Here is a 24,403-nt window from a genome sequence, read left to right as displayed (position 1 = left end):
GGATACCTGCCGATTCACATGAAATACCAGTCGACCCGCGGCCATGAGATGCCGCAATCGTTTTCCGAGATCCTGCTGGGCGGCCTGGCGCCGGACGGCGGGCTGTACCTGCCCACCCAGTACCCGCAGGTCACGGCCGATGAGCTCGAAGCCTGGCGCAAGCTGTCGTATGCCGACCTGGCCTACGAGATCCTGCGCAAGTTCTGCGACGATATTCCCGCCGAGGACCTGCGCGCGCTGACGCGCAAGACCTATACGCCCGAGGTGTATTGCAACGCGCGCGAAGGCGACAACACCGCCGACATTACGCCGCTGCGCACGCTGGGCGAAGAAGGCGGCACCAGGCTGCAACTGCTGGGCCTGTCCAACGGCCCGACGCTGGCCTTCAAGGACATGGCGATGCAGCTGCTCGGCAACCTGTTCGAGTACGCGCTGGGCCGTGCCGGCCAGGAGCTGAACATCCTGGGCGCGACCTCGGGCGATACCGGCAGCGCCGCCGAATACGCGATGCGCGGCAAGCGCGGCATCCGCGTGTTCATGCTGAGCCCGCACCGCAAGATGAGCGCGTTCCAGACCGCGCAGATGTTCAGCCTGCAGGATGCCAACATCTTCAACCTGGCGGTCGAAGGCGTGTTCGACGACTGCCAGGACATCGTCAAGGCGGTCTCCAACGACCTCGGCTACAAGGCGCGCCAGAAGATCGGCACGGTCAACTCGATCAACTGGGCGCGCGTGGTGGCCCAGGCGGTGTACTACTTCAAGGGCTGGCTGCTGGCTACCAGCGGCCCGGGCCAGAAGGTGTCGTTCTGCGTGCCGTCGGGCAACTTCGGCAATGTCTGCGCCGGCCATATCGCGCGCATGATGGGCCTGCCGATCGACAAGCTGGTGGTGGCCACCAACGAGAACGACGTGCTCGACGAGTTCTTCCGCACCGGCGCCTACCGCGTGCGCAAGTCGGCCGAGACCTACCATACCTCCAGCCCCAGCATGGACATCTCCAAGGCCTCGAACTTCGAGCGCTTCGTGTTCGACCTGCTGGGCCAGGACGGCGGCAAGCTGGCGGCGCTGTTCCGCGACGTGGAAGAGAAGGGCGGCTTCGACCTGTCGGGCACGCCGGAATTCGACCGCATCCGCCAGTTCGGCTTTGTCTCGGGCCGCAGCACGCACCAGGACCGGCTGGCCACCATCCGCGACCTGTCATCGCGCTACGGCATCACTATCGATACCCATACCGCCGATGGCGTCAAGGTGGCGCGCGAGCATCTCAGCGCCGGCGTGCCGATGGTGGTGCTGGAAACCGCGCTGCCCGCCAAGTTTGCCGACACCATCCGCGAAGCGCTCGGCCACGAGCCGGAGCGCCCGGCCAGGTTCGAGGGCATCGAGAGCCTGCCGCAGCGCTTTGAAGTGATGCCCGCGGACGCCGCGCAGGTCAAGGCCTACATCGCCGGCCACACCGGCCTGTAAGCGCGCGGGTGCGTGTAGCCCGCTGCGGCGCTGCCGCATGCCGGGCCCGCGCCAACTCGCTACAATCAGGCTGCGGGCCCGATCCCCGGCCCCCGCGTTGCCTGCCCCAACAAGTGGGTGCAGGCAATGCGCGGGCCGTTTTTCGTGGGCCAACTCTTTCCCACATCGCACCATGACCCAAGCCGCAGCACCTTCCCGCCCCCCGATGCTGACCATGGCCCAGGCGCTCGACGCGCTGCTCGGCGCCGCCCGTCCGCTGGCGCAGGTTGAATCCGTCGACACGCTCGACGCCAATGGCCGCGTGCTGGCCGCGCCCGTGACCAGCACGCTGCGCGTGCCGCCGGCCGACAATACCTCGATGGACGGCTACGCCATGCGCGCGGCCGATGTGCCCGTTGCCGGCACGCGGCTGCGCGTGTCGCAACGGATCCCTGCCGGCCATGTCGGCAGCGCGCTGGAACCCGGCACCGCCGCGCGCATCTTCACCGGCGGGCTGATCCCGCCGGGCGCCGACGCCGTGGTGATGCAGGAACAATGCGCCGCCGAGGGTGAGGATGTGATCGTCAACCACGTGCCGCAATCCGGTGAATGGGTGCGGCGCGCGGGCGAGGATATCGAAGCCGGCAGCGTGATCCTGCCGGCCGGCACGCGGCTGACGCCGCAGGCGCTGGGGCTGGCCGCATCGGTCGGCCAGGCAAAGCTGGACGTGGTGCGGCGCGTGCGCGTCGCCGTGTTCTTCACCGGCGACGAACTGGCGATGCCGGGCGAGCCGCTCAAGCCGGGCGCCATCTACAACTCCAACCGCTTCACGCTGCGCGGCCTGCTGGAAAACCTGGGCTGCGAGGTCAGCGACTTCGGCATCGTGCCCGACACGCTGGCCGCCACGCGCGAGACCCTGCGCCGCGCGGCGCAGGGACACGACCTGATCATCACGTCGGGCGGTGTCTCGGTTGGCGAGGAAGACCATATCAAGCCCGCGGTCGAGGCCGAAGGGCGGCTCGACATGTGGCAGATCGCGATCAAGCCGGGCAAGCCGCTGGCGTTCGGGCAGGTCAACAACGATGCTGAGCCGGCGTTCTTCCTGGGTTTGCCTGGCAACCCGGTGTCCAGCTTCGTGACCTTCCTGCTGTTCGTGCGCCCGTTCATCCTGCGCCTGCAGGGCGTGGCCGGCGTGACCCCGCGGCGCCTGCCGCTGCGCGCGGATTTCGCGCTGAACAAGGGCGACCGCCGCAATGAGTTCCTGCGCGCGCGCATCAATGCCGAGGGCGGCCTGGACCTGTTCCCCAACCAGAGTTCGGGGGTGCTGACCTCTACCGTCTGGGGCGACGGCCTGATCGACAATCCGCCCAACCAGGCGATCGCGCGCGGCGATACCGTGCAGTTCATTCCGTTTGACGGCCTGCTCGCGTAGCCGGCCAGCATGACCAGGACAGAAGCCGTGATGAACATCGAACTCCGATTCTTTGCCAGCGTGCGCGAGCAGCTGGGCGTGGCCGAAGAGCGCGCCGAGGTGCCGGCCGACGTGCGCACCGTGGGCGAGCTGCGCCAGTGGCTGCGCCAGCGCGGCGGCGCCTGGGCCGAGACCCTGGCTGAAGGCCGCGCGCTGCGCATGGCCGTCGACCATGCGGTGGCGCGCCCCGAAACGGCGATTGCCGATGGCTGCGAAGTCGCCTTTTTCCCACCAGTGACCGGAGGCTGAGATGAGCGTCAGGGTGCAGCGTGAGGATTTCGATCTTGGCGCGGAAGTCGCGGCGCTGCGTGCCGGCAATCCGGCGGTCGGCGCGGTGGCCAGCTTTATCGGCACCGTGCGCGATGTCAGCGACGGCAGCGCCGTCAGCGCGATGGAGCTGGAGCACTATCCGGGCATGACCGAGAAGGCGCTGGCGCAGATCGAGGCGGCTGCGTGCGCGCGCTGGGCGCTGCTGGGCGTGACCATCATCCACCGTGTGGGGCCGATGCAGCCGCTGGACCAGATCGTGATGGTCGCGGTGGCGTCGGCGCATCGCGGCAATGCCTTTGCCGCGTGCGAGTTCATCATGGACTACCTCAAGTCCGAAGCGCCGTTCTGGAAGAAGGAAGACACCCCGGAAGGGGCGCGCTGGGTCGACGCCCGCGTGACCGACGAAGCCGCCCTCCAGCGCTGGGGGATCGCATCGTTAAATGCCAGCGGCGACGATGCCGGCGCGCCACCGGAGAAGCAGGGCGGGAGCCAGCCCTGATGGGGCCGCTCGGCTTTGTCGCCGTGGGCGTGGGCGCCGCGGCGGGTGCGTGGCTGCGCTGGGGCTTCGCGGTGCTGTGGAACGCGATCAATCCCGCGCTGCCCTATGGCACGCTGGCGGCCAACCTGCTGGGTGGCTACCTGATCGGGCTCGCGGTCGGATTCTTCGATCTGCACGCGGGCCTGCCGCCGGAATGGCGCCTGCTGGCCATCACCGGCTTCCTTGGCGGGCTGACCACGTTCTCTACTTTTTCCAGCGAGGTGGTGGCGAACCTGATTGCCGGCGACTACGGCTGGGCGGCGCTGCACCTGCTGCTGCACCTGGGCGGCTCACTGCTGCTGACCGGCTTCGGCCTCTGGACTTACCGCATGCTGGCCTGACGCGGCCCGCGCGATCAGGTCCAGCAGCGCGGCATTGAACGCCTGCGGCTGCTCCATGTGCGGGCTGTGGCCGGCGCCGGCCACTACGCCGAATCCCGCCTCGGGCCGCAGTGCGAGCGTGGCGGCACCCACGGCGGGCGCATAGAGCCGGCTGGCTTCCCCGTACAAATGGAACAGCGGCCGCCCGGTGCCGCGCAGTGTCTCCCGGAAATCCTGGCGCGCCATGTCTTCCCATAGGGCGGCAAGCGCCGCCGCATCGCACTGGCCCGCCATGTGCGCGATGCGCTGCAGCGCGGCGCCTTCCGGGCGCCTTCCCGCCGACCACATTCCCAGCGCAACCGACGGCGCCAGCCGGGGCCAGTCGGCCCGGAAGCGGGCCGCCATCTGCGCGGCGTGCGCTATCTCATAGTGGCCGTGCAGGCCATGCGGCCAGGCCGGATCGGTCACCAGCCTGGGCGTCATGTCAATGCTGCCGACCGCTCCCAGCGGAAGACCCGGATGGTCGCGCAGCAGCGCCCATGCCACCATCGCCCCCATCGACCAGCCAGCCACCACCACGTCTGTCAGCCCGAGGTGCGCAACCAGTCCGGCGACGTCGCGCGCCAGCGCCGTGATCGTGATGCCGTCGCGCTCGCGCGACAGGCCGTGGCCGGCATGGTCGGGCGCGATCACGCGGAATCCAGCCAGTGCGAGCGCCCGCTGGCCGTCGAAGGCCTCGCCGGTGACCGACCAGCCGTGCAGCAACAGCAGCGGCCGTCCCTGGCCGGTTTCGCGCCAGCCTGGCAAGGCGCCGCGCGCCGGGTGGCTGGCAAAGGGCGGCGCGGGGCCGGCGGGTGCCGAATCGGGAGCGTCCAACGACGGTTCTCTCCTGGCAGGAGGGTAAGGGGAAGCGGCCTGGATGCCACCGGGTGAGGGTGCCTCTCTATTGACATCCATGGGGGGCAATTTATACGATGAAACATGAATCAGCTATCAGGTTTTGCCTGAGTGGCGATTCACGGCGCAGGCAGGCGCGGAGGAGGCGCCTGCCTGCGCCGGCATGACATGTAGCGGTCATTCCAATGACAAGGCGCGCAGCGCCACCGGAGACAAGATGTCCCAGACCGACACGGGCGCACCGCCCGAAACCGGCGCAACCCGCGCACCCGGCCACGCCGGCGGCATCTGCCCGCCCAAGACCGCGCGCGGGCAGAAGACGCGCGAGGCGCTGCTGCGCGCGGCCGAGAAGGTGTTCGGTGAGAAAGGCTATTACGCCGCGTCGATCTCCGAGATCACGCAGGAAGCCAAGGTCGCGATGGGCACCTTCTACCTGTATTTCAAGGACAAGGAAGACATCTTCCGCGCGCTGGTCGCGCACATGCTGGAACTGGTGCGCGCCCACCTGCGCAAGCACGTTGCCGCCGCGGCCACCCAGATGGAAGCCGAGCGCCTGGGCCTGAAGGCCTTCCTCTCGTTCGTGTCGCGCCACAAGAACCTGTACCGGATCGTGCTGGATTCGTACTCGGTGGACGAGACCATCTACAGCAGCTATTTCCAGGTGTTTGCCGAGCTCTACAGCCGGCGCCTGACGCGCGCCGAAGAGCAGGGCGAGATCGTGCCCGGCGATGCCGAAGTGCGCGCCTGGTGCCTGATCGGCATCAGCAACTTCCTGGGCATGCGCTATGCGCGCTGGAAGCGCCCGCCTTCGATGGAGAAGGTGGTCGATACCGCCTTCGACCTGATCTCGCACGGCCTGCAGCCGCGATGAACGCCCACGCAGAACCCATGGTGCAGTGGGAGCGCGCCGAGGGCGTGGCACTACTGCGCCTGAACCGGCCGCAGCGGCACAACAGCCTGGTGCCCGAGCTGCTCGAAGCGCTGCTGGCCGCGCTGGACGAGATTGAAGCCGACCCGGCGATCCATGCTGTGGTGCTGACGCATGCCGGAAAAAATTTCTCCACTGGCGGCGACGTCGCGGCGTTCGCTGCGCAGGGCGATGCGATTGCCAGCTACGCCGACCGGCTGCTGGCACTGCTGAACCGTTCGATCCTGCGCCTGGCCGCGCTGCGTTGCCCGGCGGTGGCGGCGGTGGAGGGCTGGCTGACGGGCGGCTCGCTGGGCCTGGTGCTGGCGTGCGACATGGCGGTGCTGGCGCGGGATGCGCGCATCGCGCCGTACTACACCGTGGTTGGCTTCAGCCCGGACGGCGGCTGGACCGCGATGTTGCCGCAGCGGGTCGGCACGCCGCGGGCGCGCGCCTGGCAGCTGAACAATACGATCGTCGCCGCGCCGGAGGCGGCGGCGCTCGGGCTGGCGACCGCGCTGGCCGCGCCGGGTTCGGCCGAGGCCGAAGCCGTGACGCTGGCGCGCGGCATTGCGCGCAAGGTGCCGGGCAGCGTGGCCCGCACGCGCGCGCTGTTGCGCTGGGACGCCGACACCCTGGCGGCCGGCCTTGAGCGAGAGCGCGCGGCCTTTGTCGCACAGATCGCCAGCGCCGAGGCCGCCGACGGCATGCGGTGCTTCCTGGCGGGGCGCGCGCGCGAATAGTCCGTATAGCATTCCCAGGCAGTTGCAGCAGGTTTCATCCAGATAAACACAAACGAGACCGAACACAGGAGACAGCAATGCAACGCAATCCACTCGCCGTACGTGCCCTGGTCATGGCCGCCGGCCTGCTTGCCGCCGGCACCGCGCTGGCCAAGGACATCCGCATCGCGCACGTCTATGACAAGACCGGCGCGCTCGAGGCCTACGCCAAGCAGACCCAGACCGGCCTGATGATGGGCCTGGAGTACGCCACCAACGGCACCATGACCGTCAATGGCAACAAGCTGGTGGTGATCGAGAAAGACACCCAGGGCAAGCCGGACGTGGCCAAGGCGCAGCTGGCCGCCGCCTACAGCGACGACCGCGCCGATATCGCCGTCGGCCCCACCTCTTCCGGCACCGCGCTGGCCATGCTGCCGGTGGCGGAGGAATACAAGAAGGTGCTGCTGGTCGAACCGGCGGTGGCCGACTCCATCACCGGCGACAAATGGAACCGCTTTATCTTCCGCACCGGGCGCAACTCGTCGCAGGATGCGATCTCCAACGCCGTGGCGCTTGATAAGCCAGGCGTGCAGATCGCCACGCTGGCGCAGGACTACGCCTTTGGCCGCGACGGCGTCAAGGCGTTCAAGGGTGCGCTGAAGAACGCGAAGATCGTGCATGAGGAATACCTGCCGACCAGCACCACGGACTTCACCGCCGGCGCGCAGCGGCTGTTTGATTCGCTCAAGGACAAGCCGGGCCGCAAGGTGATCTTCATTATCTGGGCCGGTGCCGGCAACCCGTTCAAGATCGCCGATCTCGATCCCAAGCGCTACGGCATCGAGATTGCCACCGGCGGCAACATCCTGCCGGCGATGGCCAGCTACAAGAACTTCCCGGGCATGGAAGGGGCCACCTACTACTACTTCGGCATCCCCAAGAACAAGGCCAATGAGTGGCTGGTGTCCAACCACTACAGCAAGTTCAAGTCGCCGCCCGACTTCTTCACGGCCGGCGGCATGACCGCGGGCATCGCGCTGGTGGAGGCGCTGAAGAAGACCAGCGGCGAGACCGGCACTGAGAAGCTGATCACGGCGATGGAAGGCATGTCGTTCGACACGCCCAAGGGCAAGATGACGTTCCGCAAGGAAGACCACCAGGCCATGCAGTCGATGTACCACTTCCGGATCAAGGTGGATCCTGCCTTCGCCTGGGGCGTGCCTGAGCTCGTGCGCGAGATCAAGCCCGAAGAGATGGCCGTGCCCGTGCGCAACCACCGCTGATGAACGCGCCAGCCTCTTTCGCCCGGCCCGCGCCGGCGCCGTCGCAGCCGGCCGCCGGGCACGCCGGCGCGACCGCCGCCGGGGCGCAGCCGCTGCTGGAAACGCGCGGCCTGACCATCCGCTTTGGCGGCCATGTGGCCGTCAATGCGGTGTCGTGCGCGTTCCGGCCCGGCGAGCTGACCTGCATCGTCGGCCCCAATGGCGCCGGCAAGACCACGTACTTCAACCTGGTCTCGGGCCAGTTGCCGCCCACGGCCGGGCAGATCCTGCTGGATGGCGAGGACGTGACGCACCTGCCGGTGTCGCAGAAGACGCGCCGCGGCATTGGCCGCGCCTTCCAGCTGACCAGCCTGTTCCCGCAGCTGTCGGTGCTGGAGAACGTGCGGCTGGCGGTGCAGGCGCGCCAGCAGCGCGGCATCGATCTGTTCTCGATGTGGACCAGCCACCGCGACGTGCAGGCGCAGGCCATGGCCATCCTGGAGCGCGTGGCGCTGGCCGGCAAGCGCCAGCTGACGGTGGCATCGCTCCCGCATGGCGACCAGCGCAAGCTGGAGGTGGGCATCCTGCTGGCGCTGCAGCCGCGCGTGTTCATGTTCGACGAGCCCACCGCGGGTATGAGCGTGGATGAAGTGCCGGTGATCCTTGACCTTATCCGCGAGATCCGCCAGGACCGCAGCAAGACCGTGCTGCTGGTCGAACACAAGATGGACGTGGTGCGCTCGCTGGCCGACCGCATCATCGTGCTGCACAACGGCACCCTGGTGGCCGACGGCGACCCGGCCGGGGTGATCGCCTCGCCGGTGGTGCAGCAGGCCTACCTGGGCCTGCCGCAAGAGGAGGGCAGCCATGGCTGACGCACAAGCAACCGCGCCAATCCTGCGGCTGCAGGGTGTGCAGACCCATATCGGCCCGTACCACATCCTGCACGGCGTGAGCTTCGAGGTGCCGCGCGGCGGCGTGACCATGCTGCTGGGGCGCAACGGCGCCGGCAAGACCACCACGCTGCGCACCATCATGGGCCTGTGGCGGGCCAGCGCCGGCACGGTGACCCTTGACGGCACCGACATCACGTGCCACAGCACGCCCGCGATCGCGCAGGCCGGCATTGCCTACGTGCCGGAAAACATGAGCGTGTTCTCCGACCTGACCGTGGCTGAGAACATGCGCCTGGCAGCGCGCACCGGCGCCATCGATGAGCGCCGGCTGGACTGGGTGTTCCGCATGTTCCCGGCGCTGAAGACCTTCTGGCAGCAGCGTGCCGGCGTGCTGTCGGGCGGGCAGAAGCAGATGCTGTCGGTGGCGCGCGCCATCATCGAGCCGCGCCAGCTGCTGATCGTAGACGAGCCCACCAAGGGCCTGGCGCCGGCCATCATCCAGAACATGATCCATGTGTTCCGCGAACTGAAGCAGACCGAGGTGTCGATCCTGCTGGTGGAACAGAACTTCCATATGGCGAAGTCGGTGGGGGATACGGTGGCGGTGATGGACGACGGCCGCACGGTGCACACGGGCACGATGGCGGCGCTGGCTGAAGACGACGGGCTGCAGCAGAAGCTGCTGGGGCTGTCGCTGGCGGCGCACCAGTAACGCGGGACAACAAACATGACCACTTCAACAACTTTGCCGGCCGCCGCACCGTCGGACCTGCCCAAGGTCCGGCTCGACTGGACCCCGCTGGCGCTGGCGCCGCTGCTGATGCTGCTGGCCTATCCGCTGGTTGGCAGCCCGTCGACCTGGCTGACGCTGACCATTGCCGGGCTCGCGATGGGGATGATCATCTTCGTCGTCTCTTCCGGCCTGACGCTGGTGTTCGGCCTGATGGACGTGCTCAACTTCGGCCACGGCGCCTTTATCGCGTTGGGCGCCTACGTGGCGGCCTCGGTGCTGCTGCCGATGGCGGGCTGGGTCGAGGCCGACAGCCTGGCGCAGAACCTGGCCGTGTTTGCGCTGGCGATCGCGGCGGCCATGGTGGCCGCGGGCGCGGTCGGGCTGTTCTTCGAGCGCGTGGTGGTGCGCCCGGTCTACGGCCAGCACCTGAAGCAGATCCTGATCACCATGGGCGGCATGATCGTGGCCGAGCAGCTGATCAAGGCGATCTGGGGCCCTGAGACCATCGCGCTGCAGGTGCCCACCACTTTCCGCGGCGCGGTGCTTCTGGGCGATGCCGCCATCGAGAAGTACCGGCTGATTGCGATGGCGCTGGGGCTGGTGATCTTTGTCGCCATGCTGTTGCTGCTCAACCGCACCCGCATCGGCCTGCTGATCCGCGCCGGCGTGGAGAACCGCGAGATGGTCGAGGCCCTTGGCTACCGCGTGCGGCGCCTGTTTATCGGCGTGTTCGTCGCGGGCGCGGCGCTGGCGGGGCTGGGCGGGGTGCTGTGGGGGCTGTACCAGCAGAACATCACTGCGGCGATCGGTGCGCAGGTGAATGTTTTGATTTTCATCGTCATCATCATCGGCGGGCTGGGTTCGACCACGGGCTGCTTTGTCGGCGCGCTGCTGGTGGGGCTGATGGCCAACTACACCGGCTTCCTGTTCCCGAAGGTTGCCCTGTTCTCCAACATCCTGCTGATGATGCTGGTGCTGCTGTGGCGCCCGCAGGGGCTGTTCCCGGTGGCGCGGCGCTGAGGGCAACGACCATGATCCGACTTCTCTCCGGCGACCTGCCGCGCAGCCGCGCGCTGACCGTGATCCTGCTGGTGATCCTGGTGGCCCTGGCGTGCGCGCCCTTTGCCTTCCCCGGCGCGCGTGCGCTCAACATGGCGGCCAAGATCTGCATCTTCGTGGTGCTGGTGGCCAGCTATGACCTGCTGCTGGGCTATACCGGCATCGTTTCCTTTGCCCACACCATGTTCTTCGGCATCGGCGGCTATGGCGTGGCCATCGCCATGTCGCGCATGGAGCCGGGCTGGGGTGCGCTGCTGGCGGGCACCGTCGGCGCGCTGGCGGTGTCGGCGCTGCTGGCCTTCCTGATCGGGCTGTTCTCGTTGCGGGTGCGCGCGATCTTCTTTGCCATGATCACGCTGGCGGTGGCAACCGCCTTTGCCACGCTGGTGTCGCAGTTGTCGGAATGGACCGGCGGCGAGGACGGGCTGACCTTCAAGGTGCCGGAGGTGCTGCGCCCCGGCTTTACGCTGGGCGACACCGAATGGCTGGGCGTGCCGCTGAGCGGCAAGCTGCTGAGCTACTACCTGGTGTTCGCCGGCGCGGTGGTACTGTTCCTGGTGCTGCTGCGCATCGTCAACTCGCCCTTTGGCCGGGTGCTGCAGGCGATCCGCGAGAACGACTTCCGCGCCGAGGCGATCGGCTACCGCACCGTGGTGTATCGCACCGTGTCGACGGTGCTGTCGGCGATGTTCGCCACGCTGGCAGGCGTGCTGATGGCGATCTGGCTGCGCTACAACGGGCCCGATACCTCGCTGTCGTTCGAGATCATGGTCGACATCCTGCTGATCGTGGTGATTGGCGGCATGGGCACGCTCTATGGCGCGGTGATTGGCACGGTGCTGTTCCTGGTGGCGCAGACCTACCTGCAGGACGTGATGAAACTGGCCAGCGACGCCACCGCCGCACTGCCGCTGCTGTCGTCGCTGCTGCACCCGGACCGCTGGCTGCTGTGGCTGGGTTTGCTGTTTATCCTGAGCGTCTATTATTTCCCGCAGGGCGTGGTGGGGCGGCTGCGCGGCACCGGGCCCGTGCAGGACGTGGCAAGCTGAGCGGAGGCTGGCGCATGTATGTCATCGACTGGCTGCACAAGAACGCGCAGCATTTCCCCGACAAGGTCGCGCTGGTGGACGTGGAGAGCGGCCACCAGGTGACCTATCGCCGCTTCGACGAACGCGCCAGCCGCTTCGCGGAATACCTGCGCGACCATCTGCAACTGGCGCCGGGCACGCGCGTGGCGGTGCTGGCGCACAACAGCTCGGACTATTTCGAGATGCTGTTTGGCTGCGCCAAGGCCGGCATGGTGATGGTGTGCCTGAACTGGCGCCTGCCGGCGGCGGAGCTGCTGCCGATCCTGCAGGACTGCACGCCCGAGGTGCTGGTGGCCGGCGACGGCTTCCTGGCCGTGGCCGCGGATCTGGCGCGCGCCATCCCGCTGCGCGCGGTGCTGCACCTGGCCGACGACGAGGCGGCCGACGTGCCCGGCGGCTGGACCGAGTACGAGGCGGTGCTCGACGCTGCCTCCGGCCGCATCATCGAGATGCCGTGCCGCGATGAGTCCGAGGTCTGGCACCTGCTCTATACCTCCGGCACCACCGGCAAGCCCAAGGGCGTGATCCAGACCTATGGCATGGTCTTCTTCAATGCCGTCAACGCGATGCTGGCAAACAAGATCACGCGCGACGACGTGTTTCTCAGCGTGCTGCCGTTCTTCCACACCGGCGGCCTGAACCTGTATGCCAATCCGGTGCTGCACGCGGGCGGCACGGTGCACATCATGCGGCAGTTCGAGCCGCAGGTGGTGCTGCGCAAGCTCGACCGCGCCAGCGGCGAGGGCATCACCATGTTCTTCGCGGTGCCGGCGGTGTACCTGTTCCTGAGCCAGCACCCGCGCTTCGCGCAGGCGGACTTCGCCGGCGTGCGCAATATGTCGGCGGGGGGCTCGCCGGTGCCCAGGCCGCTGCTTGAGGCCTACCTGGCCAAGGGCGTGACCCTCTGCTTCGGCTTCGGCATGACCGAGACCGGCCCCACGGTCTTTGTCTGCGACGAGGACACCGCGCGCCGCAAGATCGGCACCATCGGCAAGCCGGTGGGGTCGATGCTGACGCGCATCGTCGATGCGCTGGGAGCGGACGTGGGTCCGGGCGAGCGTGGCGAACTGCTGATCAAGGGCCCGGGCGTGACGCCGGGCTACTGGAACCTGCCCGAGGCCAGCGCGGCCTCGATCCGCGGCGGCTGGCTGCATTCCGGCGATATCGCCTACCGGGACGAGGACGGCGACTACTACATCGTCGACCGGGCCAAGGACATGTTTATCTCGGGCGGCGAGAACGTCTATCCTGCCGAGGTCGAGAACGTGCTGTTCCAGCTGCCGGGCGTGGCCGAGGCCGCGGTGATCGGCACGCCGGATGCACGCTGGGGCGAGGTCGGCATGGCGCTGGTGGTGCTGCGCCCGGGCGCCGCCCTGGAGGCTGATGCCGTGATCGCCCACTGCAAGGCGCAGCTGGCCCGCTACAAGGTGCCGCGCCATGTGCGCTTTCTTGATGCGCTGCCGCGCACGCCGTCCGGCAAGGTGGAAAAGCACAAGCTGCGCGCAAAGTTCTCTGTTTTTGATTTTCGCAGTTCGCAGTCTCCGCAGTCCTCGATCTGAAGACAACTCGACAGCCCCGGCCATCCGGGTGCGACAGGAGGAGGTTGACATGCATTCCACGCAGATCCCGCCGCAACAGAAACGCCGCCTCAGGCTCACGGTGCTGGCGGCCGCCGCATCGATGCTGGCCGCCGCCTGCGGTTCGGGCGATGACAACAACGGCAACGGCAGCAACCCCAATACCAAGCCGGCGTATATCGGCACGGTCACCATCAACAGCTACAACGGCACCACCGACGACCTGCTGACCGCGGGCCTGGGCAAGGACGGCCTGGCCAGCGCCACCGCGCCACTACCGGCCAACCCCACCGCGCCGACCGCGGCGGAGTTGCGGCGCTATGCGATTCATACCAACTATCGTGCCATCGTCGACACCACCGCCAGCGGCGGCTACGGCTCGCTCTACGGCCCCAATGTCGATGCGCAGGGCAATGTCACCGGCTCGGAAGGCAAGGTGGCCGGCGTGGAATACCTGGCTTATTCGGACGACGGCTCGGGCCAGCAGAACGTGACCATGCTGGTGCAGATCCCCGCCACCTTCAACACGTCGAAGCCGTGCGTGATCACGGCCACTTCGTCCGGTTCACGCGGCGTCTATGGCGGCATTTCCACCGGCGAGTGGGGCCTGAAGCGCGGCTGCGCGGTGGCCTATACCGACAAGGGCACCGGCGCCGCGCCGCATGACCTGGATACCGACACCGTGCCGCTGATCGACGGCACCCGCGCCACGCGCACAGCAGCCGGCAAGAACGCGCAGTTTGCCGCGCCGGCGGGGGCCACCTCGCTGGCGGACTTCACCGCAGCCAACCCGCACCGGCTGGCGTTCAAGCACGCGCATTCGCAGCGCAACCCGGAGAAAGACTGGGGCAAGTTCACGCTGCAGGCGGTGGAATTTGCGATCTGGGCGATCAATGACCGCTTCGGCGCCGTGTCGGCCAACGGCACCCGCCAGCGCACCCTGGACCAGGACAAGATCGTGGTGATCGCGTCCAGTGTGTCCAATGGCGGCGGTGCCGCAGTGGCGGCGGCCGAGCAGGATGCCGGCGGGCTGATCGACGGCGTGGCGGTGGGCGAGCCCAACCTGAACATGCCGCCCAATACCGGCATCGTGGTGCAACGCGGCGCGACGCCGGTGGCGGCTTCGGGCCGCACGCTGTACGACTACACCACCACCGCCAATCTGCTGCAGCACTGCGCCGCGCGGGCCACCGCGCTGACCCAGGCGCCGTTCTACACCAACCCCTCCACGGCGACGTTCTTTGCCAACCGCTGCCAGACGCTGGCGGAAAAGGGCCTGGTGAGCGGCGCGAACACGGACGAACAGAGCGCCAGCGCCCTGCAGGCGCTGCGTGCCGCCGGCTGGGAAGCGGAATCGGACGATCTGCACCCGTCGCTGGCCGTGTTTGACGTGGCCGCCGCGATCTCGGTCAACTATGCCAACGCCTATGCGCAGGCCAGCGTCACCGACCGGCTGTGCGGCTACAGCTTTGCCAGCACGCTGACCGACCTGAAGCCCGCGGCAATCGCGCCCGCGGCGCTGGCGTCGATGTTCGCCACTGGCAACGGCGTGCCGCCACTGCCGCCGGTCCAGTTGATCAATGACCTCGATCCGCAGCATGGCCCGTACCTGAACCTGGCGTCTGTTTCACCCTTGACGCTGCGGCAAGACCTGAACTACGACGGCGCCAACTGCCTGCGCAGCCTGCTGGCCGGCACGGACGCCGCGGCGCGCGCATTGCAGGCCGGCCAGGCGCTGACGCTGCGCAACGGCAACCTGCGCGGCAAGCCGGCGGTGATCGTGCACGGGCGCAGCGACGGGCTGCTGCCGGTCAACCATACCTCGCGCCCGTATCTCGGGCTGAACCGGCAGCAGGAGGGGGTGACCAGCAAGCTGTCATACGTGGAGGTCGAGAACGCCCAGCACTTCGATGCCTTCATCGGTCTGGTGCCAGGCTACAGCAACCGCTATGTGCCGCTGCACGTCTACCTGAACCGGGCCCTGGATGCGGTCTACGACAACCTCACCGCGGGCAAGGCGCTGCCGCCGTCGCAGGTGCTGCGCACCACGCCGCGCGGCGGCACCCTCAACACGCCGGCGCCGGCGCTGCTGCCGTCCAACGTGCCGCCGTTCGCCGCCTCGCCTGCGGCCGGCAACGCGATTACCGTCAACGCTAACACCGTACAGGTGCCTGACTGATGAACGATGCCCTGCCGCGCGTGCTGTCGCAGCGCGACTTCGACCGCTTCGCCGCCTTGTCGCACGACGACAACCCGATCCACTGCGATCCGGCCTTTGCCCGTGGCACGCATTTCGGTGCCACCGTGGCGCACGGCATGTTCCTGTTTTCGCTGTTGTGCGCCCACACCTGGCGGCAGCTGCCCGGGCCGGCGTTGCCGGTCGGGCAGACGCTGATGTTCCCGACGCCGGCCTTCGTTGGCGATACGGTGCAGATCGCGCTGGCGCCGCAGCCCGCGCCGGCCGGACTGGCGGGCTACGGCACCACCGTGGGCAGCGCGGGCGGGCCGGGCGAGGCGCCGCGCGTCACGGCCGTGGGTGCATCGCTGTGGCTGCCGGACGCCGGGCCGGACCCACTGGCCCTGCTGCCCGGCGAGGCGGCGCAGGCGCCAGAGGCGGGCGACGCCATCCTGTACGGCCTGCGCCCAGGTCAGGAAGCCCGTGCGGCACGCGCCTTCGCGCAGGCCGACCTGGACGAGTACATCACCCTGACCGGCGACGCCAACCCCTACCACGCCGACCCGGCCTTTGCCCGCGCGCGCGGGTTTGGCGGGCCGGTGGTGCCGCTGCCGCTGCTGGCCGGCATGTTCTCGGACCTGCTCGGCACGCGGCTGCCCGGACGGGGTACGGGGTGGATGAAGCAGTCGCTGCGCCTCGCTTCAGCCGCGCGGCTGGATGAGCCGCTGACGGCATGCGTGCGCATTGTGCGGTTGCGCGCCGGCAAGGACCTGGTCAACCTGGCCAGCGTGGTCACGGGCGCGGACGGGCGCGTGGTGGTGCAGGGCGAATCACTCGTGCTGGTGCGCAACCTTGCGGACAAGGGCGGCTGCCGCGCCGCCTAGCCGCGTATCGCTTGCAGCACTTGCGAGCGTGGGAGCCCGGGTTGTCGAGATAGCGGCTGCCGTACCGGCGCGGCCTTGAAATGTCGCGACAAAGCCTTATCTTTCGAAAAGACAATCCAGTGTCCGGCAGGGCATACGGGCGCTCCGGCAGCAAAGACCGGCGCGGACGCCCCCGCATCGGGACACGACCTTATTGAGAGAGGGATTCCTTATGCGTCTTGACAAGCTGACCACCCGATTCCAGGAAGCGCTGGCTGATGCGCAAAGCCTGGCACTGGGCAACGACAACCAATACATCGAACCGCAGCACTTGCTGCGCGCGCTGCTGGCGCAGGACGACGGCGCCGCCCGCGCGCTGCTGGCGCGCGCCGGCGTCAACGTGCCGGGCCTGCAGACCGCGCTGGACGCCGCCATCAAGCGCCTGCCGCAAGTGCAGGGCACCAGCGAGGTCCAGATTGGCCGCGACCTGGTGAACCTGCTTAACGCCACCGAGAAGGAAGCCATCAAGCGTGGCGACCAGTTCATCGCCAGCGAGCTGTTCCTGCTGGCCGTCGCCGACGACAAGGGCGACGCCGGCCGCATCTCGCGTGAAAACGGCCTGAACCGCAAGTCGCTCGAGTCGGCCATCCAGGCCGTGCGCGGCGGCGATTCGGTCAACAGCGCCGAGGCCGAGGGCCAGCGCGAGGCCCTCAAGAAATACACCATCGACCTGACCGAGCGCGCCCGCATCGGCAAGCTCGACCCCGTGATCGGCCGCGACGACGAGATCCGCCGCGCGATCCAGATCCTGCAGCGCCGCACCAAGAACAACCCGGTGCTGATCGGCGAGCCCGGCGTGGGCAAGACTGCCATCGTCGAAGGCCTGGCGCAGCGCATCGTCAACGGCGAAGTGCCCGAGAGCCTGAAGAACAAGCGCGTGCTGGTGCTGGACATGGCCGGCCTGCTTGCCGGCGCGAAGTACCGCGGCGAGTTCGAGGAACGCCTGAAGGCGGTGCTCAATGACGTCGCCAAGGACGAGGGCCAGACCATCGTCTTCATCGACGAGATCCACACCATGGTCGGCGCCGGCAAGGCCGAGGGCGCGATCGACGCGGGCAACATGCTCAAGCCGGCGCTGGCGCGCGGTGAGCTGCACTGCATCGGCGCCACGACGCTGGACGAATACCGCAAGTACATCGAGAAGGACGCAGCGCTGGAGCGCCGCTTCCAGAAGGTGCTGGTGGACGAGCCCAGCGTGGAGGCCACCATTGCCATCCTGCGCGGCTTGCAGGAAAAGTATGAGCTGCACCACGGCGTGGAGATTACCGACCCGGCCATCGTCGCCGCGGCGGAACTGTCGCATCGCTATATCACCGACCGCTTCCTGCCCGACAAGGCGATCGACCTGATCGACGAGGCCGGCGCGCGCATCAAGATGGAGATCGATTCCAAGCCCGAGTCGATGGACAAGCTCGAACGCCGCACCATCCAGCTGAAGATCGAGCGCGAGGCGGTCAAGAAAGAGACCGACGAGGCGTCGATGAAGCGCCTGGAGCTGATCGAGCAGGAAATCGCGCGCCTGGAGAAGGAATACGCCGACCTGGACGAAATCTGGAAGGCCGAGAAGGGCGCCGCGCAGGGCACGGCCGCGCTCAAGGAAGAGATCGAGAAGATCAAGCTGGAAATCGCCAAGTTGCAGCGCGAAGGCAAGCTGGACAAGGTGGCCGAGCTGCAATACGGCAAGCTGCCGGGCCTGGAAGGCAAGCTCAAGGCCGCGACCGACGCCGAAGCCAGCGAGCAGAAGCAGCCCAACAAGCTGCTGCGCACCCAGGTGGGCGCCGAGGAAATCGCCGAAGTGGTGAGCCGCGCCACCGGCATCCCGGTATCGAAGATGATGCAGGGCGAGCGCGAGAAGCTGCTGAAGATGGAAGACCGCCTGCATGCGCGCGTGGTGGGCCAGGACGAAGCCGTGCGGCTGGTGTCCGACGCCATCCGCCGTTCGCGTGCCGGCCTGGCGGACGAGAACAGACCCTATGGCTCGTTCCTGTTCCTGGGCCCGACCGGTGTCGGCAAGACTGAGCTGTGCAAGGCCCTGGCCGAGTTCATGTTCGATTCGGAAGAGCACCTGATCCGCATCGACATGAGCGAGTTCATGGAGAAGCACAGCGTCAGCCGCCTGATCGGCGCGCCGCCGGGATATGTGGGCTACGAGGAAGGCGGCTACCTGACCGAAGCCGTGCGCCGCAAGCCGTACAGCGTGGTGCTGCTCGATGAAGTCGAGAAGGCCCACCCTGACGTCTTCAACGTGCTGCTGCAGGTGCTGGACGACGGCCGCCTGACCGATGGCCAGGGGCGCACCGTGGATTTCAAGAACACCGTGATCGTGATGACGTCCAACCTGGGTTCGCAGATCATCCAGTCGATGTCCGGCGAGCCGCAGGAAGCGATCAAGGGCGCGGTCTGGCAGGAAGTGCGCACGCATTTCCGGCCGGAGTTCCTGAACCGGATCGATGAAGTGGTGGTGTTCCACGCGCTGGACCAGAAGCATATCGAGTCGATCGCGCGCATCCAGCTGCAACGCCTGCAGAGCCGCCTGGCCCGCATGGACATGACGCTGACCGTCAGCGACACGGCGCTGGAGAAGATCGCCAGCGCGGGCTACGACCCGGTGTTTGGCGCGCGTCCGCTCAAGCGTGCGATCCAGCAGCAGATCGAGAACCCGGTGGCACGGGCCATCCTGGAGGGCAAGTTTGCCGCCAAGGATGTGGTGCCGGTGGACTATGTCGATGACGAGTTCACGTTCGGGCGGAATCTGCATTAAGGTCCGGCGTTCCCGCATGCTGCCGGGTTGCGCCCTCTCCCGCTTGCAGGAGAGGGCGCAACCATTCGGTCGGCCGGAGTCAGTCCCTGTGCATGCGCCGCAGGGATTTTTTTCGCCCGGACATTCGCGCGCGCGTGTAAGGCAGTCTGCGTCCGTGCAAATTTTTCACGCCGCGGTGCTGGCCGACCGCCGCCAGAGGCGAATCCACGCCAGATAGCCAGTGGCACACTTCTCGCGTTGCAAAAGGGCTGTATTTCCCTACAAGGCGCTGCGCTGACGCAGCCCCCTCAGGAGCCCTCTATGACCGACAAGCCTTTCCTCACAGACGTCAAGACCTTGCGTGAGCGCGCCCGCCAGCACATCGACGACGGCGCGGTGACCGCGGGCTACGGCGCCGACCGCGAGACCGTGCTGAAGCTGCTCAACGACGCGCTGGCCACCGAGATCGTTTGCGTGCTGCGCTATCGCCGCCACTACTACATGGCCAAGGGGCCGAACTCGAAAAGCGTGGCAGATGAATTCCTGGCCCATTCCAACGAAGAACAAGGCCATGCCGACCAGATTGCCGAGCGCATTGTCCAGCTTGGCGGCGAACCCGACTTTGCGCCCGACGGGCTGACCAGCCGTTCGCATGCGGAATATGTGGCGGGCACTTCGCTGACGGAAATGATCAAGGAAGACCTGGTGGCCGAGCGCATTGCCATTGACAGCTATCGCGAGATCATCCGGTTCCTGGGTGAGCGCGACCCGACCTCGCGCCGCATGATGGAAGGCATCCTCGCCGTGGAAGAGGAGCATGCCGACGAGATGGCAGACCTGCTGAGCCGGCAATCCGGCAAGTAAGCGGGCGGACCGACGCGGCTGACCCGATCGCCGCGCACTTGATTTTGGTCAAGCCGCGCCGGCGGCCGGGCCGATAAGATTCGTCCTGTCATGGAGATGCGGGGGCGCTCTTCATGACTTGTCTACCCGTTTCCAGAATGGAAACTTCGCCCGCACCGGTTCGCCCGATGCGGGCGTTTTCTTTTATGCGTGCCGCATGCGCCACCCTGGCGTCACCCCGGCCCGTTGCGCCCGCGCCCGCGGGCATGCCCATATTTCTGTCCGATCTTATGCAAAAAACAGCGAAGGATCGGCGAAACCATTCGTTCCGTTCAGATAGCCCCGTCGGTAGTCTTGCTCCTGACACGAGTCCGCTGCTCAAGGCGGACCAGCAAACAGGCGCCTGGCGCCCATTCACGACACTGACGGGAGCAACACAAGATGATCCGCAAACTGGCTATCAGCCTGACCGTACTTGGCGCCCTGACCGCGGCGCAGACGGTGACGGCCGCCAACCTGCTGAACGTTTCCTACGACCCGACGCGCGAGCTGTATGTCGACGTCAATGCCGCCTTTGCCAAGGCCTGGAAGGCGCAGGGCGGCGACGCCGTGACTGTGCGCCAGTCGCACGGCGGCTCGGGCAAGCAGGCGCGCTCGGTGATCGACGGGCTGGACGCCGACGTGGTCACGCTGGCGCTGGGCTATGACATCGACGCCATCGCGGACAAGGGCCTGATCAAGCCGGATTGGCAGAAGCGCCTGCCGCACAACGCCTCGCCGTACACCTCGACCATCGTGTTCCTGGTGCGCAAGGGCAACCCCAAGGGCATCAAGGACTGGGGCGACCTGGTCAAGCCGGGTGTGCAGGTGATCACGCCCAACCCCAAGACCAGCGGCGGCGCGCGCTGGAACTACCTGGCGGCATGGGGCTATGCGCTGCGCCAGCCGGGCGGCAATGACGTCCGGGCACGCGAGTTTGTCGGCGAGTTGCTCAAGCATGTGCCGGTGCTCGATTCCGGCGCGCGCGGCGCCACCACCACCTTTGTCGAGCGCGGCCTGGGCGATGTGCTGATCGCGTGGGAGAACGAAGCCATCCTGGCCATCAAGGAGCTGGGCCCGGACAAGTTCGATATCGTCGCGCCGTCGGTGTCGATCCTGGCCGAGCCGCCGGTGGCCGTGGTCGACAAGGTGGTCGACAAGAAAGGCACGCGCAAGGCAGCCGAGGCCTACCTGCAGTTCCTGTACACCGAAGAAGGCCAGGAGATCGCGGCGAAGAACTACTACCGCCCGATCTCGGAGAAGGTGGCTGCCAGGTACGCGGCCAACTTTCCGAAGGTAAAGCTGTTCACCATCGATGAAGCCTTCGGCGGCTGGCAGAAGGCCCAGAAGACCCACTTTGCCGACGGCGGCACGTTCGACCAGATCTACCAGCCCGGCAAGAAGTAAACCACGAGGCCGGCGCGCCGGGCCGCGTGGGGCGGCCGCGGCGCCGACCGGTCCATCAGAAGAAGGAAGCCCGATGTCCATCCTGACGCTCTCCGGCAGCCCGTCGGTCCAGTCCCGCTCCGGCCTTGTGCTGGCGCACCTGCGTGCCACGCTCGAGGCTGCCGGCGAACGCACCCGCCACCTCGACCTGCGCGAACTGCCCGCAGGCCCGCTGCTGGCGGCACGCGTGGACGACCCCGTCATCGCCGCCGCCACGCATGCCGTGTCGGAGGCGCAGGTGGTGGTACTGGCCACGCCGGTCTACAAGGCCGCCTACAGCGGCCTGCTCAAGGCCTTCCTGGACCTGCTGCCGCAGGCCGGCTTGCGCGACAAGATCGTGCTGCCGATCGCCACCGGCGGCAGCCTGGCCCATGCGCTGGCGATCGACTACGCGCTGCGCCCGGTGCTGTCCGCGCTGGGCTCGCGCCAGATCCTCCCCGGCATCTTTGCCGTGGACCAGCAGATCGAATCCTTTGAAGCCGCCGGCGTGCGCCAGGCGCGCTTCGATGCCGCGCTGTCGGCACGCCTGGACGAGGGCGTGCTGCGCGTGCGTGATGCGCTGGCGCATTCCCGCATCGAGTTGCCGCTCGATGTGGTGCCCGGCGCCTTGGTCCAGCGCGCCGCCGCGATCGCGGTGGCCGAACGATGTTCCGCCTGAACTGACTGATTGACTGAAGTGGCGCCGGCCCGCCCGGCGCAACGGCAGCGACGCCATGCCACCCGCCACGCGGGGTCGGCAGGGCTGCGTGCCGCCGCAACCATCCTGGACATCAATCCGGCCAGCAGGGCATTGCCCGGGCCATGGAGGACATCGCATGACACCGACCAACCCGTTGCGCACGGCCAGCCAGCGCCGCCGCCTGATTACCGCCGCGCTGGTGCTTGCCACCGGCCTGGCCTACGGACTACTGCCCGGCCGCGCCGAAGCGCAGTCAAAGAACATTGACCCCAAGGTGCTGCGCATCGGCTACCAGAAGTACGGCACGCTGACGCTGCTGAAGGCGCGTGGCACGCTGGAAAAACGCCTGGCGCCGCAAGGCATCACCGTCAAATGGACGGAGTTCCCCGCCGGGCCGCAGCTGCTTGAGGGGCTGAACGTCGGTGCCGTCGATTTCGGCACCGTCGGCGAGGCGCCGCCGATCTTTGCGCAGGCCGCGGGGGCGCAACTGGTCTACGTCGGCAATGAGCCGCCGGCGCCGGTGGCCGAGGCCATCGTCGTGCCCAAGGGCTCGGCGATCCGCTCGGTGGCAGAACTGCGCGGCAAGCGCGTGGCGCTGAACAAGGGCTCGAACGTGCATTACCTGCTGGTGCGCCAGCTGGAGAAGGCCGGCATCCCTTACAGCGAGATCCAGCCGGTCTACCTGCCGCCGGCGGATGCGCGTGCCGCCTTCGAGCGCGGCGCGGTCGATGCCTGGGTGATCTGGGACCCGTTCCTCGCGGCAGCCGAGAAGCAACTGGGCGCGCGCGCGCTCGCCGATGGCCGCGGCGCGGACGGCAAGAACGTGGTCAGCAACCACCAGTTCTACCTGGCCTCGCGCCCCTATGCACAAGCAAAGCCGGAGATCGTCAGCCTGATCCTGGACGAACTGGCCACGCTGGGTGCCTGGGCGCAAAAGAACCCCAAGGAGGCCACCACGGTGCTGACTAGCGAAACCGGGCTGCCTGCCGATGTGCTTGAACTTGCCGTCTCGCGCTTCTCTTACGGCGCACGCCCGGTCAGCGCCGGGGTGCTGGCCGAGCAGCAACGCATCGCCGACGCCTTCCACTCGCTCAAGCTGATCCCCAGGCCAGTCAAGGTGGCCGATGCGCGCTGGGACCTGCCGCAGCAGCAGGCGAAGCGATAGCCACCTCCATCGCCAGGCACAACAGGACAACGACATGCAAGTATTCTGGTTCATCCCCACCCACGGCGACAGCCGCTACCTCGGCACTTCGGAAGGCGCGCGCGAGGTCGGCTTCGATTACCTGAAGCAGGTTGCCGTGGCCGCCGATACGCTGGGCTACGAAGGCGTGCTGATTCCGACCGGACGCTCATGCGAGGACCCATGGGTGGCGGCATCGGCGCTGGCCGCCGTCACGCAGCGCCTGAAATTCCTGGTCGCGGTGCGCCCCGGCCTGATGGCGCCGACGTTGGCCGCGCGGATGGCGGCAACCTTCGACCGCATCTCAAACGGCCGGCTGCTGATCAACCTGGTCACCGGCGGCGATACCGCCGAGCTGGAAGGCGACGGCCTGTTCCTGGACCACACCGCGCGCTACGAGGCCTCGGCCGAGTTCCTGCACATCTGGCGCCAGGTGCTGGCCGCCAGCCATGACGGCGACAAGGTGGACTACGAGGGCAAGCACCTGAGCGTGAAGGGTGCCACCGTCCTCTATCCGCCGCTGCAGCAGCCGCATCCGCCGGTGTACTTCGGCGGTTCGTCGGCGCCGGCGCATGCGCTGGCCGGCGAACAGGTCGATACCTACCTGACCTGGGGCGAGCCGCCCGCGGACGTGGCGCAGAAGCTCGATGACGTGCGCCGCCAGGCTGCGCGCCATGGCCGCACGGTCAGGTTCGGCATCCGCCTGCATGTGATCGTGCGCGAGACCGAAGCCGCCGCATGGGCTGCTGCGGACGACCTGATCAGCCGGCTCGATGACGAAACCGTGGCGCGTGCGCAAGCCGTGTTCGCCAAGATGGATTCCGAGGGACAGCGTCGCATGGCCGCGCTGCACGCGGGCGGCACACGCCGCACGCGCGAGGCGCTGGAGATCAGCCCCAACCTGTGGGCCGGCGTTGGCCTGGTGCGCGGCGGTGCCGGCACCGCGCTGGTGGGCGATCCGCACACCGTGGCCGAGCGCATGCGCGAATACGCCGGGCTGGGCATCGACAGCTTCGTGCTGTCCGGTTACCCGCACCTGGAAGAGGCCTATCGCTTTGCCGAACTGGTGTTCCCGCTGCTGCCGCGCTCGGTGCGTGACAAGCTGCCGGGCAAGGTGCTGTCGGGCCCGTTCGGTGAAGTCATGGCGACAGGCATCGTGCCGCGCGCCGCGCAGAGCTGAGGGGAGGG

22 protein-coding genes are annotated in these 24,403 nt (G+C 67.8%); 21 read left to right on the top strand and 1 reads right to left on the bottom strand.

Annotation, left to right across the window (positions count from 1 at the left end; translation table 11 throughout):
- The first annotated feature begins 18 nt into the window (after positions 1–18).
- The 5 genes from thrC (at position 19) to crcB (ending at position 4,063) form a co-directional block, all read left to right on the top strand.
- The gene (gene thrC, locus A3A5_RS0102895) at positions 19–1,464 is read left to right on the top strand and encodes a threonine synthase (protein WP_018309165.1); all 1,446 of its coding nucleotides are present in this window, start codon (positions 19–21) and stop codon (positions 1,462–1,464) included.
- 172 nt (positions 1,465–1,636) lie between these two features.
- Positions 1,637–2,875: a gephyrin-like molybdotransferase Glp gene (glp, locus tag A3A5_RS0102890; RefSeq protein WP_035811787.1), complete on the top strand. Its 1,239-nt coding sequence runs from the start codon at positions 1,637–1,639 to the stop codon at positions 2,873–2,875.
- A 30-nt stretch (positions 2,876–2,905) separates the two neighbouring features.
- Positions 2,906–3,163, top strand: coding sequence for a molybdopterin converting factor subunit 1 (moaD, locus tag A3A5_RS0102885; protein WP_018309163.1), 258 nt, complete (start codon positions 2,906–2,908; stop codon positions 3,161–3,163).
- A gap of 1 nt (position 3,164) precedes the next feature.
- Positions 3,165–3,683 carry a molybdenum cofactor biosynthesis protein MoaE gene (locus tag A3A5_RS0102880; protein WP_018309162.1) on the top strand — a complete coding sequence of 173 codons (519 nt, stop codon included), beginning with the start codon at positions 3,165–3,167 and terminating at the stop codon, positions 3,681–3,683.
- Positions 3,683–4,063, top strand: a complete 381-nt coding sequence (gene crcB, locus A3A5_RS0102875) for a fluoride efflux transporter CrcB (RefSeq protein WP_018309161.1) — start codon at positions 3,683–3,685, stop codon at positions 4,061–4,063. Before A3A5_RS0102880 ends, crcB begins: the two co-directional genes overlap by 1 nt.
- Here crcB and A3A5_RS0102870 read toward each other — a convergent pair.
- Positions 4,013–4,918, bottom strand: a complete 906-nt coding sequence (locus A3A5_RS0102870) for an alpha/beta fold hydrolase (protein WP_018309160.1) — start codon at positions 4,916–4,918, stop codon at positions 4,013–4,015. The genes crcB and A3A5_RS0102870 overlap by 51 nt on opposite strands.
- Positions 4,919–5,156: 238 nt before the next feature.
- On the opposite strand from A3A5_RS0102870, the gene A3A5_RS0102865 reads away from it, so the two are divergent.
- The 16 genes from A3A5_RS0102865 (at position 5,157) to ssuD (ending at position 24,395) form a co-directional block, all read left to right on the top strand.
- Positions 5,157–5,810: a TetR/AcrR family transcriptional regulator gene (locus A3A5_RS0102865; protein ID WP_018309159.1), complete on the top strand. Its 654-nt coding sequence runs from the start codon at positions 5,157–5,159 to the stop codon at positions 5,808–5,810.
- Positions 5,807–6,589, top strand: a complete 783-nt coding sequence (locus tag A3A5_RS0102860; RefSeq protein ID WP_026200386.1) for an enoyl-CoA hydratase/isomerase family protein — start codon at positions 5,807–5,809, stop codon at positions 6,587–6,589. Before A3A5_RS0102865 ends, A3A5_RS0102860 begins: the two co-directional genes overlap by 4 nt.
- 77 nt (positions 6,590–6,666) lie before the next feature.
- Positions 6,667–7,854, top strand: a complete 1,188-nt coding sequence (locus tag A3A5_RS0102855; protein ID WP_018309157.1) for a substrate-binding domain-containing protein — start codon at positions 6,667–6,669, stop codon at positions 7,852–7,854.
- A gap of 92 nt (positions 7,855–7,946) precedes the next feature.
- Complete coding sequence (locus A3A5_RS0102850; RefSeq protein WP_026200385.1) at positions 7,947–8,708, top strand: ABC transporter ATP-binding protein; 762 nt, start codon at positions 7,947–7,949, stop codon at positions 8,706–8,708.
- Entirely contained in the window at positions 8,701–9,441 is a 741-nt protein-coding gene (locus A3A5_RS0102845) for an ABC transporter ATP-binding protein (protein ID WP_018309155.1), read from the top strand. Before A3A5_RS0102850 ends, A3A5_RS0102845 begins: the two co-directional genes overlap by 8 nt.
- Before the next feature lie 15 nt (positions 9,442–9,456).
- On the top strand, positions 9,457–10,482 hold the full coding sequence (locus tag A3A5_RS0102840; protein ID WP_026200384.1) for a branched-chain amino acid ABC transporter permease: 1,026 nt from the start codon (positions 9,457–9,459) through the stop codon (positions 10,480–10,482).
- 11 nt (positions 10,483–10,493) lie between these two features.
- Positions 10,494–11,570, top strand: a complete 1,077-nt coding sequence (locus A3A5_RS0102835; RefSeq protein ID WP_018309153.1) for a branched-chain amino acid ABC transporter permease — start codon at positions 10,494–10,496, stop codon at positions 11,568–11,570.
- A gap of 14 nt (positions 11,571–11,584) precedes the next feature.
- Positions 11,585–13,168, top strand: coding sequence for a long-chain fatty acid--CoA ligase (locus tag A3A5_RS0102830; protein WP_018309152.1), 1,584 nt, complete (start codon positions 11,585–11,587; stop codon positions 13,166–13,168).
- A gap of 49 nt (positions 13,169–13,217) precedes the next feature.
- Entirely contained in the window at positions 13,218–15,365 is a 2,148-nt protein-coding gene (gene phaZ2, locus A3A5_RS0102825; protein ID WP_018309151.1) for a D-(-)-3-hydroxybutyrate oligomer hydrolase, read from the top strand.
- Positions 15,365–16,246 (top strand): MaoC/PaaZ C-terminal domain-containing protein, encoded by an 882-nt coding sequence (locus A3A5_RS0102820; protein WP_018309150.1) that lies wholly within the window; start codon positions 15,365–15,367, stop codon positions 16,244–16,246. Before phaZ2 ends, A3A5_RS0102820 begins: the two co-directional genes overlap by 1 nt.
- A 211-nt stretch (positions 16,247–16,457) precedes the next feature.
- Positions 16,458–19,046 (top strand): ATP-dependent chaperone ClpB, encoded by a 2,589-nt coding sequence (gene clpB / locus A3A5_RS0102815; protein ID WP_018309149.1) that lies wholly within the window; start codon positions 16,458–16,460, stop codon positions 19,044–19,046.
- 300 nt (positions 19,047–19,346) lie between these two features.
- On the top strand, positions 19,347–19,889 hold the full coding sequence (locus A3A5_RS0102810; protein WP_018309148.1) for a bacterioferritin: 543 nt from the start codon (positions 19,347–19,349) through the stop codon (positions 19,887–19,889).
- 420 nt (positions 19,890–20,309) lie between these two features.
- Positions 20,310–21,314: a sulfate ABC transporter substrate-binding protein gene (locus tag A3A5_RS0102805; protein ID WP_018309147.1), complete on the top strand. Its 1,005-nt coding sequence runs from the start codon at positions 20,310–20,312 to the stop codon at positions 21,312–21,314.
- 73 nt (positions 21,315–21,387) lie between these two features.
- Positions 21,388–22,011: an NADPH-dependent FMN reductase gene (gene ssuE / locus A3A5_RS0102800; RefSeq protein WP_018309146.1), complete on the top strand. Its 624-nt coding sequence runs from the start codon at positions 21,388–21,390 to the stop codon at positions 22,009–22,011.
- A gap of 157 nt (positions 22,012–22,168) precedes the next feature.
- Entirely contained in the window at positions 22,169–23,197 is a 1,029-nt protein-coding gene (locus A3A5_RS0102795) for a sulfonate ABC transporter substrate-binding protein (protein ID WP_018309145.1), read from the top strand.
- 34 nt (positions 23,198–23,231) lie between these two features.
- Complete coding sequence (gene ssuD, locus A3A5_RS0102790) at positions 23,232–24,395, top strand: FMNH2-dependent alkanesulfonate monooxygenase (protein ID WP_018309144.1); 1,164 nt, start codon at positions 23,232–23,234, stop codon at positions 24,393–24,395.
- The last annotated feature ends 8 nt before the right edge of the window (positions 24,396–24,403 follow it).

Origin of the sequence: Cupriavidus sp. UYPR2.512 (assembly GCF_000379565.1) — a bacterium.
Lineage (GTDB): Bacteria > Pseudomonadota > Gammaproteobacteria > Burkholderiales > Burkholderiaceae > Cupriavidus.
This window is presented reverse-complemented; position numbering and strand designations above follow the sequence as displayed.

Bases quoted from the DNA above. Each gene is read 5' to 3' on its own strand.
- ssuD (WP_018309144.1), top strand. From the start codon at position 23,232: ATGCAAGTATTCTGGTTCATCCCCACCCACGGCGACAGCCGCTACCTC.
- phaZ2 (WP_018309151.1), top strand. From the start codon at position 13,218: ATGCATTCCACGCAGATCCCGCCGCAACAGAAACGCCGCCTCAGGCTC.
- A3A5_RS0102860 (WP_026200386.1), top strand. From the start codon at position 5,807: ATGAACGCCCACGCAGAACCCATGGTGCAGTGGGAGCGCGCCGAGGGC.
- ssuE (WP_018309146.1), top strand. From the start codon at position 21,388: ATGTCCATCCTGACGCTCTCCGGCAGCCCGTCGGTCCAGTCCCGCTCC.
- A3A5_RS0102840 (WP_026200384.1), top strand. From the start codon at position 9,457: ATGACCACTTCAACAACTTTGCCGGCCGCCGCACCGTCGGACCTGCCC.
- moaD (WP_018309163.1), top strand. From the start codon at position 2,906: ATGAACATCGAACTCCGATTCTTTGCCAGCGTGCGCGAGCAGCTGGGC.
- A3A5_RS0102805 (WP_018309147.1), top strand. From the start codon at position 20,310: ATGATCCGCAAACTGGCTATCAGCCTGACCGTACTTGGCGCCCTGACC.
- A3A5_RS0102820 (WP_018309150.1), top strand. From the start codon at position 15,365: ATGAACGATGCCCTGCCGCGCGTGCTGTCGCAGCGCGACTTCGACCGC.
- A3A5_RS0102795 (WP_018309145.1), top strand. From the start codon at position 22,169: ATGACACCGACCAACCCGTTGCGCACGGCCAGCCAGCGCCGCCGCCTG.
- A3A5_RS0102835 (WP_018309153.1), top strand. From the start codon at position 10,494: ATGATCCGACTTCTCTCCGGCGACCTGCCGCGCAGCCGCGCGCTGACC.
- A3A5_RS0102865 (WP_018309159.1), top strand. From the start codon at position 5,157: ATGTCCCAGACCGACACGGGCGCACCGCCCGAAACCGGCGCAACCCGC.
- A3A5_RS0102830 (WP_018309152.1), top strand. From the start codon at position 11,585: ATGTATGTCATCGACTGGCTGCACAAGAACGCGCAGCATTTCCCCGAC.
- glp (WP_035811787.1), top strand. From the start codon at position 1,637: ATGACCCAAGCCGCAGCACCTTCCCGCCCCCCGATGCTGACCATGGCC.
- A3A5_RS0102845 (WP_018309155.1), top strand. From the start codon at position 8,701: ATGGCTGACGCACAAGCAACCGCGCCAATCCTGCGGCTGCAGGGTGTG.
- clpB (WP_018309149.1), top strand. From the start codon at position 16,458: ATGCGTCTTGACAAGCTGACCACCCGATTCCAGGAAGCGCTGGCTGAT.
- A3A5_RS0102880 (WP_018309162.1), top strand. From the start codon at position 3,165: ATGAGCGTCAGGGTGCAGCGTGAGGATTTCGATCTTGGCGCGGAAGTC.
- A3A5_RS0102855 (WP_018309157.1), top strand. From the start codon at position 6,667: ATGCAACGCAATCCACTCGCCGTACGTGCCCTGGTCATGGCCGCCGGC.
- crcB (WP_018309161.1), top strand. From the start codon at position 3,683: ATGGGGCCGCTCGGCTTTGTCGCCGTGGGCGTGGGCGCCGCGGCGGGT.
- A3A5_RS0102810 (WP_018309148.1), top strand. From the start codon at position 19,347: ATGACCGACAAGCCTTTCCTCACAGACGTCAAGACCTTGCGTGAGCGC.
- thrC (WP_018309165.1), top strand. From the start codon at position 19: ATGAAATACCAGTCGACCCGCGGCCATGAGATGCCGCAATCGTTTTCC.